This window comes from Clostridioides sp. ZZV15-6597 (assembly GCF_020657815.1).
Taxonomy (GTDB): domain Bacteria; phylum Bacillota; class Clostridia; order Peptostreptococcales; family Peptostreptococcaceae; genus Clostridioides.
Genome location: NZ_JAGWCT010000007.1, coordinates 12,333 through 30,137 on the forward strand (window position 1 = coordinate 12,333; position 17,805 = coordinate 30,137).

General features: G+C 28.1%; 16 protein-coding genes. 3 read left to right on the forward strand and 13 right to left on the reverse strand.

The annotated features are described in order from the left end of the window. Positions 1-177: 177 nt before the first annotated feature. From KGF52_RS02880 to KGF52_RS02920, 9 genes are all read right to left on the reverse strand, one after another. Positions 178-732: a DUF2812 domain-containing protein gene (locus tag KGF52_RS02880; RefSeq protein WP_227839080.1), complete on the reverse strand. Its 555-nt coding sequence runs from the start codon at positions 730-732 to the stop codon at positions 178-180. Positions 733-833: 101 nt separating this feature from the next. After that, positions 834-1,625 (reverse strand): zinc transporter ZupT, encoded by a 792-nt coding sequence (gene zupT / locus KGF52_RS02885; protein ID WP_413894786.1) that lies wholly within the window; start codon positions 1,623-1,625, stop codon positions 834-836. A 162-nt stretch (positions 1,626-1,787) separates the two neighbouring features. Next, the gene (locus KGF52_RS02890) at positions 1,788-2,951 is read right to left on the reverse strand and encodes a M20 family metallopeptidase (protein WP_227839082.1); all 1,164 of its coding nucleotides are present in this window, start codon (positions 2,949-2,951) and stop codon (positions 1,788-1,790) included. A gap of 63 nt (positions 2,952-3,014) precedes the next feature. Next, a complete protein-coding gene (locus tag KGF52_RS02895; protein WP_227839083.1) occupies positions 3,015-4,202 on the reverse strand; it encodes a hypothetical protein in 1,188 nt (395 codons plus the stop codon). A gap of 336 nt (positions 4,203-4,538) precedes the next feature. Beyond that, positions 4,539-6,239, reverse strand: a complete 1,701-nt coding sequence (locus tag KGF52_RS02900) for an ABC transporter ATP-binding protein (RefSeq protein ID WP_227839084.1) — start codon at positions 6,237-6,239, stop codon at positions 4,539-4,541. 249 nt (positions 6,240-6,488) lie between these two features. Continuing rightward, on the reverse strand, positions 6,489-6,764 hold the full coding sequence (locus tag KGF52_RS02905; protein ID WP_227434042.1) for a PTS sugar transporter subunit IIB: 276 nt from the start codon (positions 6,762-6,764) through the stop codon (positions 6,489-6,491). Between the two features lie 128 nt (positions 6,765-6,892). Then, positions 6,893-7,426: a molybdopterin-guanine dinucleotide biosynthesis protein B gene (gene mobB, locus KGF52_RS02910; RefSeq protein ID WP_227839085.1), complete on the reverse strand. Its 534-nt coding sequence runs from the start codon at positions 7,424-7,426 to the stop codon at positions 6,893-6,895. 23 nt (positions 7,427-7,449) lie between these two features. Further along, positions 7,450-8,631, reverse strand: coding sequence for a molybdopterin molybdotransferase MoeA (locus KGF52_RS02915; RefSeq protein WP_227839086.1), 1,182 nt, complete (start codon positions 8,629-8,631; stop codon positions 7,450-7,452). A gap of 209 nt (positions 8,632-8,840) precedes the next feature. Next, on the reverse strand, positions 8,841-9,575 hold the full coding sequence (locus KGF52_RS02920; RefSeq protein WP_227839087.1) for a hypothetical protein: 735 nt from the start codon (positions 9,573-9,575) through the stop codon (positions 8,841-8,843). Positions 9,576-9,937: 362 nt separating this feature from the next. Here KGF52_RS02920 and KGF52_RS02925 point away from each other — a divergent pair, with 362 nt between their 5' ends. Beyond that, entirely contained in the window at positions 9,938-10,843 is a 906-nt protein-coding gene (locus KGF52_RS02925; protein WP_227839088.1) for a selenium metabolism-associated LysR family transcriptional regulator, read from the forward strand. A 184-nt stretch (positions 10,844-11,027) separates the two neighbouring features. Here the strand turns inward: KGF52_RS02925 and KGF52_RS02930 are convergent, their stop codons facing one another. Genes KGF52_RS02930 through KGF52_RS02940 form a run of 3 tightly spaced genes read right to left on the reverse strand, consistent with a single transcriptional unit; the run spans position 11,028 to position 14,124 of the window. Continuing rightward, complete coding sequence (locus tag KGF52_RS02930; protein WP_227827035.1) at positions 11,028-12,422, reverse strand: aminopeptidase; 1,395 nt, start codon at positions 12,420-12,422, stop codon at positions 11,028-11,030. 19 nt (positions 12,423-12,441) lie between these two features. Further along, positions 12,442-12,651, reverse strand: coding sequence for a DUF896 domain-containing protein (locus KGF52_RS02935; protein WP_227827034.1), 210 nt, complete (start codon positions 12,649-12,651; stop codon positions 12,442-12,444). A gap of 27 nt (positions 12,652-12,678) precedes the next feature. Beyond that, positions 12,679-14,124: a PLP-dependent aminotransferase family protein gene (locus KGF52_RS02940; protein WP_227839089.1), complete on the reverse strand. Its 1,446-nt coding sequence runs from the start codon at positions 14,122-14,124 to the stop codon at positions 12,679-12,681. Between the two features lie 109 nt (positions 14,125-14,233). Between KGF52_RS02940 and KGF52_RS02945 the strand changes: the two genes are divergently transcribed. Further along, entirely contained in the window at positions 14,234-15,028 is a 795-nt protein-coding gene (locus KGF52_RS02945) for a histidinol-phosphatase HisJ family protein (RefSeq protein WP_227827032.1), read from the forward strand. Positions 15,029-15,078: 50 nt separating this feature from the next. Continuing rightward, the gene (locus KGF52_RS02950; protein WP_227839090.1) at positions 15,079-16,401 is read left to right on the forward strand and encodes a polysaccharide biosynthesis protein; all 1,323 of its coding nucleotides are present in this window, start codon (positions 15,079-15,081) and stop codon (positions 16,399-16,401) included. 101 nt (positions 16,402-16,502) lie between these two features. On the opposite strand, the gene KGF52_RS02955 is transcribed toward KGF52_RS02950, so the two are convergent. Further along, the gene (locus tag KGF52_RS02955) at positions 16,503-17,720 is read right to left on the reverse strand and encodes a hypothetical protein (RefSeq protein ID WP_227839091.1); all 1,218 of its coding nucleotides are present in this window, start codon (positions 17,718-17,720) and stop codon (positions 16,503-16,505) included. Positions 17,721-17,805: the final 85 nt, after the last annotated feature.

Here is a 17,805-nt window from a genome sequence, read left to right on the forward strand (position 1 = left end):
TTGTATGTTATAACATACTTTAATTATATTATACTGTCCTTTAACATAAAATGGCAACCATAAATAATGTATTTTTGAATAAAAATACTTGTTCAAAAATAAAATGATAATTTATCAATATAAAAAGAGAGTGTCTTAAAATAATTTTTTAAAATCACTTTAAGACACTCTCCACCTTTACTTATTTAATTTTTTAATCCTTAAGTAATACATTATTCTTCTATATAATTGTACCAAATACAAAGTTAATAACATGATTTGTAATGCGATAGTACAAATATCTACTCCATAACCATTAAATAAATTTCTTATTTCAGTGAACAATAAATATATAAAAATAACTACTAAAATAGTAAATAAAAATAAATTCATGAATAAAATTGATTTTACTTTATCTTTTTTATCTAAATCACTATATAATTTAGGAGGTACATCTTCATATGTTTTAGTCCATACATACCATGAAGATGTACCTATAAAACTACCAATACTTCTAAATATGAGGTTCCATCCTCTAGACTTATATTTATTAAAATAATTTTCCTCAGCATCATAATAATAATCAATAGCGTATTTTATTTTTCTTGGAGTTCCTTTGTAAAAATAAAAGATTCCTCCAAGTTTACTTATCTTATATAAGTTATATCCTTGTTCTTCCATATCTTCTAACCATTCTTCTATCCTATCAGGTGAACTATACCAATCAAATTTAAACTTCATTTTCTTTTCCATAAGATTCACCTCCAAAATGATATTTTTGACATATAATAATCTATTTTAATAATTATATCATTTTGATATTAATTTTAGGTTACAATTAGATATCTAAAAATCTATTTAAATAGCAATAAACTAATAGCCATAACAATCATTCCTGCAATTAATCCATAAATTGATAAATGATGTTCACCATATTCTCTAGCTGATGGTAGTAGTTCATCAAGGGATATAAATACCATAATACCTCCAACAATGGCAAATACAATTCCAAGTGTAGTATCATTTAGAAAATTTCTAAGAAGTACATATCCAATAATTGCTCCTAAAGGTTCTGACATTCCAGATAAAAAAGAATAATAGAAAGCTTTCTTTTTATCTCCTGTAGCATAATACACTGGTACAGATACAGAGATTCCTTCTGGTATATTGTGTATAGCAATTGCTATAGCTATTGGTATTGCTATTGTAGCATCATCAAGCGCTGATATAAATGTAGCTAATCCTTCTGGAAAATTATGAATTGCTATAGCCATTGCTGTAAATATCCCAGTTCTTAAGAGAGATTTATTTTTTTGTATATTTTTTTCATCTACATTTTCCATTTTCTTTATCTCATGAGGATTTTCTTCTTGAGGAATTAACTTATCAATAATTGCAATGATAGCCATTCCTGCAAAAAAAGCTATTACAGTTGACCAGCTTCCTAATTTTTCTCCCATAGACTTCGTTAAAGCATCTTGTGCCTTAGGAAATATTTCTACCATAGATACATAAATCATAACACCAGCAGAAAAGCCTAAACTTACAGAAAGAAATTTAGTATTGGTCTTTTTAGCAAAAAACGCTATACAACTTCCTATTCCAGTAGACAAGCCAGCAAACAAAGTTATTAAAAACGCAAACATTATATTACTCAATTAAATCACCTTCTTTTTAATTGATATTGATTATCATTTTCTTTTATAGTATCATATCTTTTTTTTATAGTCAACATTTATAGTAACTATAGACAATAAAAAAGCAGAGTATAAACTTAGTCTCTGCTTTTTCTTTATAGTATATTAAAATTATTTATTTAAAAAGTCTACTGCATATTGAACATATAAAGCAGTTCCAATCTCTAAGGCATCTTCATCTATATTAAAACACCCATGATGATGAGGATAACAAGCTCCTTTGGCTTCATTTCTAGCGCCTACAAATGCCAATGCACCAGGTGCAATATTCATAAACTCAGCAAAATCCTCTGCTCCTGTTACTTTTTCAAATAGTGCTATACTTTCTTTTCCAAATAGCTTAATTACTGCATCTGTAGCTATCTCTGAGCATTCCTTGTCATTTATAACAGCTGGTGTTAAATATCCATACTCTAACTCAGCTTCTGCTCTATATGCTTCTGTTGTAGATTTTGCAATACGTTCTAAAATCGTAGGAATTTGTTTTCTAAGTTCTGGATTAAATAATCTTATTGTGCCTTCTAGAACAGCTTCACTTGCTATTACATTAAATCTTGTTCCAGAATTTAAAACTCCAACACTTACAACTAGTGGCTCTAAAGGACTTACTTCTCTACTAACCATGGATTGTAGGTTCATAACTAATGCAGAACTTGCAAGTACTGCATCAACACCTTGATGAGGAAGTGAACCGTGGCCACCCTTACCTTTTACAGTAATTTTGAAGAAATCAGCAGAAGCCATTCTTGGACCTTCTTCAACTGATACAGTCCCACACTCCACATCACTCCAAAGATGAATTCCAAATACACCATCTACACCTTCCATAGCACCATCTTTAATCATAGCTCTTGCACCTCTACCTACTTCTTCTCCTGGTTGAAAAAATAATTTCACAGTTCCCTTAATATCATCTTTAATATCATTCAAAACCTTAGCTGCTCCTAAAAGCATTGATGTGTGACCATCATGTGCACAAGCATGCATAAGCCCCTCATTTTTTGATTTGTATTCTACGCCTGTACATTCAACAACTTGAAGTGCATCCATATCTCCTCTAAGTGCTACAGTTTTTCCTGGGTTAGCTCCTTTTATAGTTGCAATTACACCTGTACCTCCAGCTGATACATATGGTACTCCTATCTTATCAAGTTCTTCTTTAATTCTCTTTGATGTTCTAAATTCTTCCATACTTTTTTCAGGATTTTCATGAAATTCTCTTCTAAGTTTGATTACATAATCTTTATATCCATTTGTTATTTCTTTAATATTCATTCCAGACCTCCAAGTGTAACATATTCTTCTTATTATTTAAATGCCTTATTTATTAGTTAAAATTTATATAAGATTTACAAAAATACCTGCTATTACTACAGAAGCTATTGTTACTGTAGTAAATCCACCAACAAGCATCTTTGGAAGCATTTTATCCATCAAAAATTCTTTTTCTTCTGGAGTTTCAGCCAAGGCCTTTACTGCTTCTTCAGTTAATATATAATTTGGTGGGAAACCATAAAGTGCTGTAAGTGAAACTGAAAATGCCATTTCCTTACTTTCACCTAAAAGCTTACCTACTATAATAGAGAATATCCCCATACCTATTACACCAAAAATTATAATTCCTACAAGAGGAACAGCCATTTCAGCAAGCATTGCTGGTGTAGCTTTTGCTAATCCTGCAAATATGAAAGCCATCAATGATGTCATTAACCACCCAAATGAACCTGATTTATTAAGTGGTTTTCTGTCAACTATTCCAAGTTCTGATGCTATTACACCAAATATTAAACAGATAACATATCTTGATACAACTTCATGTGTAAGATTTGTGAATTGCACTGCTAACCATGCTACAAGTCCTAATCTAAGTATTATCATATATGTTGTATCATACTTTTCAGGTAAATCTGGAATTATCTTAAACTTACTCTTTTGCTCAGGTACTTTTTTAGTTTCTTCTTCAACTTTAGTTACAGTCACTTTTCCACTTCTAAAATCTGATAAAAGTCTTTTTCCTTCTTTTTTAAGCATTAATGCTGTGATAGGATAACCTGCAAACCCCTGTGCCACATACATTAAAATTGCTAGAACTGCTAAGCTTGCAAGACCTTTTGCTGTAGCAGCATCTGCCATCATTATAGATGCAACTAATCCTCCAGTAAGAGGAGGTGTAGCTATTACTGCCGTATCCCATCCAAACACTAGAGTTCCTAATGCTAAAGCTCCTACACATATTCCTACTATCCCTGCTAGTGCTATTACTATTGTCTTCCATTGACCTGCTAACTCTTTAATACTCATCATAGTTCCCATATGAGTTATTAATAAAAGCATACCTAACTGTGCCAATGGTGTTCCTAGAGCTGCTAGGTCCACGATATTTTCTGGGAAAAAAGTCCAAAATCCTACTATAAATATAATTGCTGATACAAAAACTGATGGAACAAAAGCTTTAGTTTTTGCTGAAACTACATCTCCTATCGTCAGTGATACTAAAACTAGACAAAAAGCTGTTATTGCTTCCATACAAAATCCCCCCTCATAAATAAATATATTTGTATACAATGTATGTATAGTTATCCATTATTTTACTACTTTTGAAAAACATTTCAAGTCAAAATTCGATTTTTTTCATAAAATTCTATAAATTCTATTAATTAAAGTTAGTTTTCTAAATTATTCTTTTTGTAAAAACGTTACCCTACACATTGGCTATTTTACAGTACTCTTATAAATAGAATTGAGCATAATTTGCAAAAAATAAAACATAGAATACATTTTTCATAAAACATCTCATTAATATAAAATGAATTTGCTTTATAAATCTTAATATATTCTATGTTTATAAATTTAATTTATATGTTAGTTATTGTGTAATCTACTATATACGCCATTTTTGTTTACTAACTCTTCATGAGTACCTCTTTCTTCAATTCCTTTATCTGTCAGTACTATGATTTCATCAGCATTTTTTATAGTAGTCAATCTATGTGCAACAACTAAATTTGTTCTATCTTTGCTTAATTCTTCTAAAGACTCTTGAATTTCTCTTTCTGTTACATTATCTAAAGCGGAAGTAGCTTCATCCAATATTATTATTGGAGGATTCTTTAAAAAGATTCTCGAAATTGAAATTCTTTGTTTTTGCCCACCAGATAATTTTACTCCTCTTTCTCCTATATAAGTGTCATATCCATCTGGCAGAGTTTCTACAAAATCGTGTATTCTAGCTTTTTTTGCAGCATCAATCATCTCTTCATCTGTAGCACTAGGATTTCCACAAAGAATATTATCTCTTATAGTCCCTGTAAATAAAAATACATCCTGTTGTACTATACCTATATTTTTTCTCAATGATTTTAAGCTTACATCCCTTATACTCTTTCCATCAATTTTTATATCACCTTTATCAAATTCATAAAATCTTGGCAATAAATTGCATAATGTAGTCTTTCCTCCACCAGAAGGTCCAACTAGAGCTATAGTTTTCCCAGCTTCTATAGACAGACTCAGATTATCTAATACTTGAGTATCATCTTCATATGTAAAAGATATATTTTCTATGTCGATATTACCTTTTACATGTTCAAGCTCAACAGGGTTTTTAGCTTCTTTTTGATGGTCTTGTTCCATTATCTCTATGAATCTTTTAAAACCTGTCATACCATTTTGATATTGTTCTGTAAAGTTTATCAATTTCTTCATAGGTTGTATAAACATTTTTACATATAATATATATGCAGCAAAATCACCTAAAGTAATTTTTCCAAGATAAGTAAAGTATCCACCAGCTATGACAACTACCCATTCCAAAATATCCATATATAAGTTCATACCAGAATAGTATTCTGCCATTACTTTATAAGAATCTTGTCGTGCTCTCCTAAATAATTTATTGCTTCTTACAAACTTGTTTAATTCTTCCTTTTCAGTACAAAAAGACTTAGTTACTTTCATTCCAGCTATGCTATTTTCTAAAGTTGCATTTACATCACCTATAGTAACTCTACTTTTCATAAAAGCTATATTCATCTTATCTTTTTTTGTTATCGCAAACCAAATTATAAATGGCAATATAGCAAATATTATAAGAGTAAGAGGAATATTTATATCTATAAGTATAAAGAATGAACCAACTAACATTACTATAGAAATGAATAAATCTTCAGGACCATGATGTGCAAGTTCTGTTATATCCATTAAGTCATTTACTATTCTAGACATAGTTACACCAGATTTATTATTATCAAAATAAGTATTTGGAAGCTTCTGTAAGTGTGTAAATACCTCATTTCTCATATCAGCTTGCATATCTACACCAATGACATGTCCCCAATATTGCATAAAATAATTAAGTCCTGCTTTTGCTATAAATATAAGTATAAGTACAACTGCAAAAACTACTAGCATTCTTAAATTTTTATTTGGAACAATGTCATCCATTATATTTCTAGTTATCATAGGATAAACTAAATCACATAAAGAAAATAAGAATGCTGCTATAAGGTCTAATGTAAAGATTTTCTTATATGGTTTATAATATTTGACAAATTGTTTTATCATAAGTTTTAAATCCTCCTTTATCAATACGTCTAAAAAATACCCTTAAATTAGTATAACATAACACTAATTTTAAATCTTTTATAAAATTACAATTCAAAAAAATATTTTTCATAAAATTGAATATTTATTTTATATAATTACATATTTAAAATACACCTAAAAAGAGCCGTATCTATGTAAATAAAATTTTACAAAGATACAACTCTATATTTAGTACTAAATATTTTTTATAACTGTAAACTTAAAAACTTATTTTAAAGCATCCAATATTTTCTTATCTAATGCAGCAGTATTTATACCTGTTATGTATGCTGTTGCTTTTATTGCAGGTATATCATAAGTTGTTGGTAATATAGTAGTAGATACTATTAAATCAGCACCTTCTTGTTTTGTTGCACATTCAGCGATTTTACATTGTATAACTTCTGCTTGTATGTTATTTTCTTTAACCAATCTTTCTACTTTGTCGCAAACTACTGTTGACGTTGCAATTCCTGCTCCACATGCTACTAATATTTTTTTCATATTATCCTCCTACGATTACTATAATGTTTTATAATTCAAAATACGATTTTTATAATTAAATAAATTTCTCATATCTTTATTTATATATAAATAATTATACCATTTTATATCAAAATAATATCTTAAAATTATTCTTTTAATATGTTTTTTATTTCACTATCATTTAATTTTAAAGTATTATTTTTTATACAAGATTCTATGTACTTTGATATAGTTTTGTAGTCATTCAAACCAAACTGCTTAACATTTAAATCATATTCTATATCACTTACAATACCTATCAAATCAGATTTATTTGATAAAATATCCTTATACTTATCTTTTCTAGTTATCTCTAATCTTTTAAATCTGTAATTTTTATACCCCTCTATAATAATCAAATCCATGTCTTCATAAAACCTAATCATTTTATATAGTGGATTTTTATCTTTTAATTCTTCAATATATGCTAACCTCTTATTTGATATTATACAAACTTTTCTCGCACCTGATTTTCTATGTTTATAAGTATCTTTACCTTCCTCATCCATCTCAAAATCATGGCATGTGTGTTTGATAACTCCAACATTATAACCTTCTTTACTTAATTCTTTTACTATACCTTCAATTAATGTAGTTTTACCTACTCCTGAATAGGAAACAATTGATAATATATTATACATAAAACCATATCCCCTTCATAAAACTATATAACAACAACATCTACTAATTGGTTTTCTTTTATTATTTCTCTCTTTTTTATCTTAATCATGCAATTACTTCTTAATGTTGCAGATAATCTAGCCTTGGCATCTTTTTTATCATTTAACTTAACATATAATTTACCTTCATCTGTATATAATTTTCCACTTACAAACCTATCGTTATTTGAGAATTTGTTAAATTCTCCTTTAAATATAGCTTTTATATAATGACTGCTTTCTTTATATGTTAAATACTCAATCACAGGAACAACTACATTATCAAATACCACAATTGCTGCATGTGGATTACCAGAAAGCCCAAACAATATTTTTTCTCCCAATGTAGCTACATAGCAAGCACCTCCAGGTTTAATATTTATCTTCCAAAACAATTCTTTTGCTCCTATGTTTCTAAATACATCTGGTATTAAATCTTTATCTCCAACAGATACACCACCTGTAGTAATTAAAAAATCTACATTTTCTAGCATATCCTTTACTTTTTTTTCTAACTCTTGTATATCATCAGAACAAGTACATATTGTATCTGCTTGTATTCCAAGCTTTAGAAGCTTTGAATATAATGTATATCTATTACTATCATATATTTTACCATCCTCTAAAGTTTCATTTATATCTTGTAATTCTGTTCCTGTATTTAAAACGCCCACTTTTAAATCATCATATACATCTAATTTAGATATTCCAAGACTCGCTAATACTCCTATACCATCATACCCTATATTTTGATTTTTACTAATAATTAATTGACCTTTTTTTATATCCTCACCTTTAAATATATAATTATCATATTCCTTTAGTTTTACATTTAAAGTTATCATATCTTCTCTAATTGTCACATCTTCTTTTTTTACTACACAGTTTGCTCCCTTTGGAATTTTTCCACCAGTCATTATCTTCACTGCTTCATTTTTATTTAATATACCATCAAATACTTCTCCTGCATATAATATTCCTATGACCTTTAAATTTTTATTTTCAGAATTTGCATCATATGCATAACCATCATATGGTGACCTGTCAAATGGAGGACTATCAATTGTTGAATATATATCTTCTGCAACTACTTTATTTACTGCTTCTATAAGATTAACTCTCTTAATCCTACTTATTGGTATAACATTTTCTTCAATAATTTTTATGGCATCTGCTAATCCTATCATTTTAAATACACCCCAATATATTTTTTATATAAATCATTTTAGCTTATATTTAATTATAACTAATTGTTGTCTATAAGTGCAGTTTAAATTTAATGAATCTTATAAAATTATTATTAATTGTATTAATTTCAATTTTATACATAAAAAAAACTGTTTCAAGTTAGAAATTTACTTCTACCTTGAAACAGGCTTATATGCTTTAAAATTCATTATTCTAATAAAGCTCCTTTTATTATTTTTACAAATTTATCGCTCTCAATAGTTTTTATAGACTTTATTTTATTGTCTACTATACTTATTGTAAGTATTTCTTTTTCTAATACTTTATTATCTTTCTTTAATCTATAACTCCTCACTACCCTATTGCCTTCATGGTTATATGCTGTTAAATCATAATTGGCATTACCCACGATTTCATTTATTCTAGATTCTTCAACTCCAATATACTCTCCTAAATCAATGTTTTTATATTCTTCTAAAGATACAGCTGATTTTTCATTATCATTTTTTTCAATCATAATACCATAATTTTCATCTACAGCTATTATACTTTGTGATGAAAAAGAATTTGTTTCAACATTAACAACTTTATTTTTATTAATATTAATGTATAAAGCACTTCCATCTAATTCATTGTTTCCAGTATATTTAGGGTAAACTAATGTCATATAACTTGATGTATTTATATCTTGCATTGTATTTGATTCTTTTAAATTCTTATTTTTTATATAATAAATTGTGTTATAAGGTATTCCCATATTCTTTATAACATATTTATAATCTTTATCTATCATTTCATTAACATTATTTTGAACTTTTGTCATAGTTTTTTGCTGTGTTGCTTTACTTGCTACTTGATTTTTCTCTTTAGTAGTTTCCTTATGACATCCAACAAGTACAATCCCTAAAATAGTTACACAAACTAATGACCTTTTTAACTTCATAAATCAATCCTCCTTTCTTAAATTCTATAATATTTATCTATATCTCATTGTGTGATTATCTCTTTTTTCAATAATTACGTTCATTATTTTATAAAATAATTATATAATATTTATTTAAATTTAATAAGATTAAGAAGCTATTTGTAATTTTTTTGTAACAAAACACATTTTAAAGTTGAATTTTGAAAATTCAATTTGCAAGATACTTGTGGTAAATATCCTTATAACATTATACCAAATTATTCCTAAACAATCAAAAACTCCATAAACATTTTAAGGTTTTCTATTTCAAAAATCCCCTTCAACCATTAATTTATCAAATATGTTATAATAGTTTTAGATAATTTAAGGAGGATTAAATAATGGATTTTAAACAACTCGAAGTATTTGTTGCTGTTGCAAAACACCAAAGTTTTTCAAAGGCTGCAAGAGAGCTTTTTTTAACTCAACCTACTGTAAGTGCACATATACAAAATTTAGAAAGAGAATTAGAGACTGTACTTATAAACAGAAGCAACAAAGTTATTACACTCACAAAATCTGGTGAAATTCTTTACGAGCACGCTATATATATATTAAACAACTGTAAACGTGCAATTTATGATATAAAAGAATATTCAGGTAAAATAGAAGGTATTATAGATATAGCATGTAGTTCTATACCGGAAACTTATATTCTCCCTGATTTTATGAAGAATTTTTCTATGAGTTATCCAGATGTAAAATTTTCTATAAGCCATTATGATTCTCAATACGCTATATCAGAAATTTTAAATGAACGGATAAGCTTTGGATTAGTTGGTTCTAAAATTAACAATCCTCAAATCGAATATCTAGACTTATTAGATGATGAACTTGTACTTATTACTCCTTCAGATTTTAAAATTGATAACAAGAATAATTACATTGACATAGAAGAATTGGCTTCTTTCAATTTTATTATGAGAAAAGAAGGCTCTGGTACTAGAAACTTAATACTAAACACACTCAGCAAAAATAACTTTCCGGTAAACAAATTAAATGTAATAGCTCATGTAGAATCAAATGAAGCCATTAAAGAAATGGTTAGATTAGGCCTTGGTGTATCTTTTATATCATATATTTCAGCTATTGATTATCTAAATGCAGGCAAAATAAAATGCTACAAAATAAAAGATGTTGATTTTACAAGAAAATTTTTCTTTATTTATTCTAAAAAGAAAACTTTTTCTCCATTAGAAGATAAATTTCTAAACAGACTATGTGAGTACTTTGAAATCATAATATAATAATTTTAATACATGGAACTCAAATTTAAATTATAAACTACTGAATTAATAAAATAAATAGAGTAGTATTTATACTATGTTCATTTAATTAATGAGCATAGTATAATACTACTCTATTTACTTATTACTTATTACTTATTACTTATTACTTATTACTTATTACTTATATTATTGTATATTAAATTTATAAGTTTATATTAAAAAACGCCTTATATCCTTTGTACATTTCATATATATCTACTTTAGAAACAATCTCATGTGGTGCATGCATATTTAAAACACCAACACCACAGTCTATAACCTCTGCGCCTTGATTTGCTAGGATGTAGGCTATTGTGCCTCCTCCACCTTGGTCCACTTTCCCAAGTTCAGCAGTTTGCCATACTACATTACCCTCATTAAAAATTCTTTTTACTTCTGATATAAACTCAGCATTGGCATCATTACATCCACTCTTACCTCTCGAACCAGTATACTTATTTAAAACTATTCCATTTCCCATATATGCAGAATTTCTTTTTTCATATGCCTCACCAAAATTTGGGTCATATCCAGCTGCAACATCAGCTGATAATACTTTACTATTTGCTAAAGCTCTTCTTACTTTAATATCACAGTAATCGCCTTCTAAAGCTATTAACTCAGCTACAGTATTTTCAAAAAACTTTGAATGCATACCTGTATTTCCTTGGGAGCCAACTTCTTCTTTGTCCACACATAATGTAACTGAAGTAAATTCTGGTTGTCTAGTCTCTAATATAGCTTTTACAGCAGCATATGAACATACTCTATCATCATGGCCATATCCTAATACCATTGACCTATCAAATCCCAAATCTCTTGCCTTCCCAGCTGGAACTACTTCAATCTCAGCACTTAATAAATCTTCTTCAACTATACTATATTTTTCATTTAAAATTTTTAATATATTTGCTGTTATAGGTTCTTTTTCTTCGCCATCCAAAGGCATATTTCCAATCAATACATTTAAGGCTTCACCACTGATTCCTTCTGACAATTTCTTTTGCATTTGGTCTCCAGCTAAATGAACCAATAGGTCAGTTACACAAAATACTGGGTCACTGTCTTCTTCACCAATAGATACATCCACTTTTGTACCATCATTTAATATAACTACTCCATGTAAAGCAAGAGGAATAGCTGTCCATTGATATTTTTTAATTCCTCCATAGTAGTGAGTCTTAAAAAAACCTAGATTAGCTTCTTGATACAATGGGTTTGGTTTTAAATCTAATCTTGGCGAATCTATATGACTACCTATAATCTTCATACCTTTTTCTATATAATTTTTACCTATCACAAAAAGTGCTACTGCTTTTTCTTTATTTATAGCATAAATCTTGTCCCCATGACTCACACTTCCCTTTTCCATAGCTTCATCTATTGAAATATAACCATTTTCTTTAGCCAATTTTATAATTTCTTTTACTGAAAGTCTTTCAGTTTTTGATTTACTTAAAAAATCCATATAATTGCGAGCATATTCCATAACCTGTTCAATAGCATTTTCTTTTTTTTCAATTTCCCATGCATTCTTAAATTCATGCTTTAAGTCCATGTTTTCCTCCTATTAAGTTTTAATTTTTATTATTTTTCATATATTGTTCATATTCCTCTGGTGAGACTACTTTAACACTGTCAAGTCTTGATTTAAAATGAGCTCTAAAATTTTCTAAATATTCCTTTCTTAAAGTCTCTCTTTCTTTGATTTCATCATCAGAAAGAGCTCCCTCTTTATTTTTCTTTGCTAATTCATTAATCCTATCTAATTTCTTCTTGTCAAACATTTTTTCCTCCTAAAAAACTTCTATTTATTAATAAAATAATTTATTACTTTTTATATCTAATTTATTTTTATATTCACAGAAAAACTCATCTATATTATCGCTTATTATAGATATTCCCTTTTCTAATTCTTCCATACTTGGACGAGCTATATTTATTCTAAAAAATCTATCATCCACTAGATTATCAAAAAAATAAGTCCCTGGAAGCATGGATACTCCTTTATTTAACATAAAACTTGTAAAACTTTGAGATGTATATCCTCTTGGCAATTCTAAAAAAAAGTTTATCCCTCCACAAGATTTTCTAACTTTTAATTTACCACTCAATTTATCATTAATCAAGCTTTTTGCTAACTTGTATTTATCAGTATATATTTTCTCTATATGACTCAAATAATTCTTCCAATTAAAATTCTCCATGTAGTAGTACATTGATTTTTGAATAAGACCTGGGGTTGATATGTCTGATGAATATTTAGCCCATAAAACTTTTTTTAATAATTCGTTTGGCATTTCTACAATCCCTATTCTTAAACCTGGCATAAGTATTTTTGAAAAACTCTTTATATATACTACTCTATTTTTATCATCATAACTTCTGACTGTTCTATTGTCTTTTGAGTCAAATATAAAATCACTTATAAAATCATCTTCAATTATATAAAAATCATGTTCTTCTGCCAATTCTATTAGCTTCTTTTTTTTATATGTTGAATAAGATATACCTGTTGGGTTTTGAAAATTAGGCATAATATATATAAGCCTTGGTTTTATTTTTTCCAATTTTAATTTTAAAATACCTATATCAATTCCATCATCTAACATAGGTATAGATATTATTTTTGCACCTCTACTTTTAAATACTTCAATTGCCCCATTATAAGAGGGCTCTTCCATAAAAACAACATCAGAATAACTTATAAGACCTTTACAAACTATATCTATACCTTGCTGTGCTCCTGAGATTATTTGAATATTTTCTTTAGTAGTATTTATATTTTCATCACTTAAATACTCTACCATCTTTTCTCTTAATTCCTCAGAGCCTAGACCTTCATCATAATCAAATATTGAACTTCCATCTTTAGATAGTGCCATATTTACAGCATTTTTAAATGAATCTATAGGAAACATATCATTAGATGGATTTCCATTATCGAAATGAATTAAATCATCTCTTTGTCTAATATTCTTGTTTTTCCCTTTATCTATACCATTTTTATAAGAATTTGAATTTGATACAAAAGTTCCACTTCCTATAATTTTATATACATATCCTTCATTTTCTAAAAGCTCATATACTTTGACTATAGTAGTATTATTTACATGTAAATAATCTGATAACTTTCTTATTGGTGGAAGTTTTTCATGCTCAACTAGTTCTTTGTTTATTATTAACTGCTTTATATGATTAAATATTTGTATATATTTAGTTGACTTCCTTTCACTTAAATCTATTTTGTATTTTTCCACATTTATCACCGCTTATTGTTTTTATATTTTGTTGATGCTTTAGTATATATTTGATATTATTTAGTATGTATATATAATACCAAAATTTTTATAAAAAGGGGAAATATTTATGTTTTACGACTATCACATGCACTCAAGTTTCTCTACTGATGGAAAATCTACAATGGAAGAAATGATAAAAAAATCTATAGACCTTGGTATAAATGAAATTTGTTTCACAGACCATGTCGATTATGATGTTTATGCTGATGATTCTTTTTCAATTGTCTACGAAGATTATTTTAAAAGTCTAGAAACTCTTAAAAATAGATATAAAGATAAAATATCAATAAAAAAAGGGATTGAATTTGGAGTTCAAACTCAATTAATAGATACATATAGAAAAGAAGCTCATCAATATCCATTAGATTTTATAATATGTTCTATTCATGCTATAGATACAATGGATTTATACCTTGGTAGCTATTTTGAAGGTAAGACTCAACATGAGGTCTATGAGAATTACTACCTTTATTTGTATAATATTGTTAAAAACTATAAGGATTACTCTGTTTTAGGGCATTTAGATTTAATTAAAAGATATGCACCTTATGATACTATCTTAGATGATAGACTATTTTCAGATATAATTGAAGAAACTCTTAAACAAGCCATCTATGATGGTAAAGGTATTGAAATAAACACATCTTGCTACAGATACAACCTTCCAGATTTAACTCCATCTAGATATATCCTTCAGATGTATAAAGATTTAGGAGGAGAAATCATAACTACAGGCTCAGATTCACATCATGTAAGTCAAATTGCATACGAGTTTGATTACATATATTCATTGCTAAAAAAGATGGGATTTAAGTATGTATCTAAATTTAATAAAATGAAGCCAGAATTTATAAAATTATAAATTTTTACACCTCCTTATGAATATATTTAAAAGATAAGGAGGTGATTTTTTTGAAAGTACCTTATTTAGTACTATCAACAGTTATTTTATTTATGTCTAACTTTGTCGTAAGAATATTTGGATTTTTATATAAAATATTCTTATCAAGAGCTTTGGGCGAAACAGGTTTAGGTATTTATCATATGATTTTTAACTTTTTAATGATTTGCTTAGCTGTTACAACAACTGGAATACCTACTGCACTTAGTTGCCTAGTTGCAAAAAGAAAAGCTTTAAACGATAAACACAATACTAATGCTTTATTTATATCAACTTTATACATATCATTTTTTGTAGCATTAATTATATCTATAATTGCATCTTTCAATAGTTCTTTTTTATCACTTAAGTTTCTAAAAGACCCTAAATTGAATTTATTTATACTCGCAGTTTGTCCTGCTATAGTTATAATAACACTTTCAAATGTACTTAGGGGGTATTACTATGGCATAAAGAACGTAAAAGTCCCTGCTATTGGACAAATTATTGAACAGATGGGTAAAATTCTATTTGTTTTTTTACTCGTTATGTATGTAAATGATAAGTCTATGAACTGTTATATTGCTCTTTTAGGTATATCTATTGGTGAATTGAGTAATATCATATTTATGCTCATATGTCTATGTCGAGATTCTTCATTTGACAATAAATATATTATAAGTATAAAGGATTTTTATAATTCTTCTATGGAAACATTAAAAATGTCTATACCCATAACTTGCAATAGAATGTCAAACATACTTTTACAATCTATTAGTTCTATGATGATACCATCAAGATTAGCATTATCAGGAATGACTTATCAACAATCATTAAGTATGTACGGTGTCGTCAGTGGAATGGTAATGCCATTTATATTTTTACCATTTACTGTTGGCTCAGCACTTATTGTAAATTTGATACCTACTATATCACAAGAAATTGCTTTAAGAAAACGTAAAAGTGTCCTAAAAAAAATAAAGTATTCTATACTCCTAACTTTATTTGTAGGTATGCTATCATCAGTGTTTTTTTATTTCTTTGGAAAAGATTTATGTATATTAGTATTTAAAAATAAACTTGCTGGAGAATATTTAAAAGCTATGTTTTTAGTACCACTATTTATGTCACTAAATCAAACGCTATCTGGTATTTTACATTCAATAAGAAAAGAATTAGCTTCAAGTATAAATACTATCACTGGTATGTTAATTCAGCTAGTAGCTCTATATGTATTTCTTCCTATTCCAGGGCTTAATATTTATGCATACATATACACAATGACAATAGTATCAATATTTACTTGTTTATTACATACTATAGTACTTTTTAAATCTATAAAATCTATACATTAGTTATAAATAACGTGAAGGCTACCAATGTAAATCGTCTACTATTGGTAGCCTTCCTTAAATGATTTTTATTTATAATTTAAACTGTCTATATATCTACCTATCTATCTGTGGCAACCTGAATTTTCATTTCCTTGATTAGGTCCACATTGCGAAAAATCACATACTTTAGAGAAAGTATCAACAAGTCTTGGTTGGATTGGGTTTGGTGATGCTAAAACTACTATTTGTTCACTTATTAATGTGCTAACTGTTTCTTGTAAGCAAAGTACTAAATCTATATCATTTGGTATGATTAATTCAAAGAAAGGATCACAACCTTCTCTACATTCTAATTTTAATATAGATTTTCCTATACAATCAACTGTTAAATTAGTTTGGAACTCTTGTCTTAAAGTGACAGCTCTTCCATCAGCTGGCAAGCATATTGGTGCTGAAAGTGTGTTAAAAGTAAATTCTACAAAATCAACTCTTCTCTTACATCCACCTCCTGCTCTGACTGCTGGGAAAGCTAATGCAACGAATTCTGTACATCCACATCTACCTCTTAGTTCTAATACTAGATTACGAACTGCTACAGTTAATCCTCTTTGTTTATAAGCTACTGATTTGCCTTTTCCTTGTCTACAACATTCAGCGTTTCTTTCTCCACATACTGCATATTCAAAAGTTGTTTCACAGTTTCTTCCTATTATATCTCCTAATGGTTCCAATTCAAAATCTTCTAAAGTTGTCATTCCTGTGTCAATAACTATTCCATCATTACTTAAGCATATTTTGTCTATAGTTACACTTGCTCTGCCTGCACTTGGAACTGAACCAAATACTTCTACTACTTCTGTTTCAAAAGTTAATGGTTCTCCATTTGGTCCAGTTGCATCTGTAAATGTTTGGAATTGCATAGTATCAAAAATTCTATTAGCTTCTATTGCAAATGGAACTGCATTTGCTATAGAAAAGTTTCTTGGAGATATAGGATTACAGCAGTTTGGTCCACATTTGTTTTCAAAACATTCATCTGAATCCATTTGACATGGTTCACAATCACATTTGCAATTATCATGGCATCCACAATTGTCATCACATGGATTAGGTTTACATGGATTACATGGATCACATGGATTAGGTTTACATGGATTGCATGGTTTACAATCATCATGACAATCACAATTATTATCATTGTTACATCCATTATGATGATGTGATTTTTTGAATCCTCTCATATCATCTGAATTTATCTCATCTGTATACACTTCTTCTTCATTCATTGTAGACATTGGCTGATTTAGCATTCTTTTTTTATTTTTTTTGTAATCTTGCATTTTTCATTGCCCTCCCTGTAAGCGATTCTTATTAAGTCTTCGGCTTTTTATAGCCTAATTAATACTATGCACTTATAATATCATT

Excerpts from the sequence above, each read along its gene's own strand:
- KGF52_RS02880 (WP_227839080.1), bottom strand. The coding sequence starts at position 732 with ATGGAAAAGAAAATGAAGTTTAAATTTGATTGGTATAGTTCACCTGAT.
- zupT (WP_413894786.1), bottom strand. The coding sequence starts at position 1,625 with ATGTTTGCGTTTTTAATAACTTTGTTTGCTGGCTTGTCTACTGGAATA.
- KGF52_RS02890 (WP_227839082.1), bottom strand. The coding sequence starts at position 2,951 with ATGAATATTAAAGAAATAACAAATGGATATAAAGATTATGTAATCAAA.
- KGF52_RS02895 (WP_227839083.1), bottom strand. The coding sequence starts at position 4,202 with ATGGAAGCAATAACAGCTTTTTGTCTAGTTTTAGTATCACTGACGATA.
- KGF52_RS02900 (WP_227839084.1), bottom strand. The coding sequence starts at position 6,239 with ATGATAAAACAATTTGTCAAATATTATAAACCATATAAGAAAATCTTT.
- KGF52_RS02905 (WP_227434042.1), bottom strand. The coding sequence starts at position 6,764 with ATGAAAAAAATATTAGTAGCATGTGGAGCAGGAATTGCAACGTCAACA.
- mobB (WP_227839085.1), bottom strand. The coding sequence starts at position 7,426 with ATGTATAATATATTATCAATTGTTTCCTATTCAGGAGTAGGTAAAACT.
- KGF52_RS02915 (WP_227839086.1), bottom strand. The coding sequence starts at position 8,631 with ATGATAGGATTAGCAGATGCCATAAAAATTATTGAAGAAAATGTTATA.
- KGF52_RS02920 (WP_227839087.1), bottom strand. The coding sequence starts at position 9,575 with ATGAAGTTAAAAAGGTCATTAGTTTGTGTAACTATTTTAGGGATTGTA.
- KGF52_RS02925 (WP_227839088.1), top strand. The coding sequence starts at position 9,938 with ATGGATTTTAAACAACTCGAAGTATTTGTTGCTGTTGCAAAACACCAA.
- KGF52_RS02930 (WP_227827035.1), bottom strand. The coding sequence starts at position 12,422 with ATGGACTTAAAGCATGAATTTAAGAATGCATGGGAAATTGAAAAAAAA.
- KGF52_RS02935 (WP_227827034.1), bottom strand. The coding sequence starts at position 12,651 with ATGTTTGACAAGAAGAAATTAGATAGGATTAATGAATTAGCAAAGAAA.
- KGF52_RS02945 (WP_227827032.1), top strand. The coding sequence starts at position 14,234 with ATGTTTTACGACTATCACATGCACTCAAGTTTCTCTACTGATGGAAAA.
- KGF52_RS02955 (WP_227839091.1), bottom strand. The coding sequence starts at position 17,720 with ATGCAAGATTACAAAAAAAATAAAAAAAGAATGCTAAATCAGCCAATG.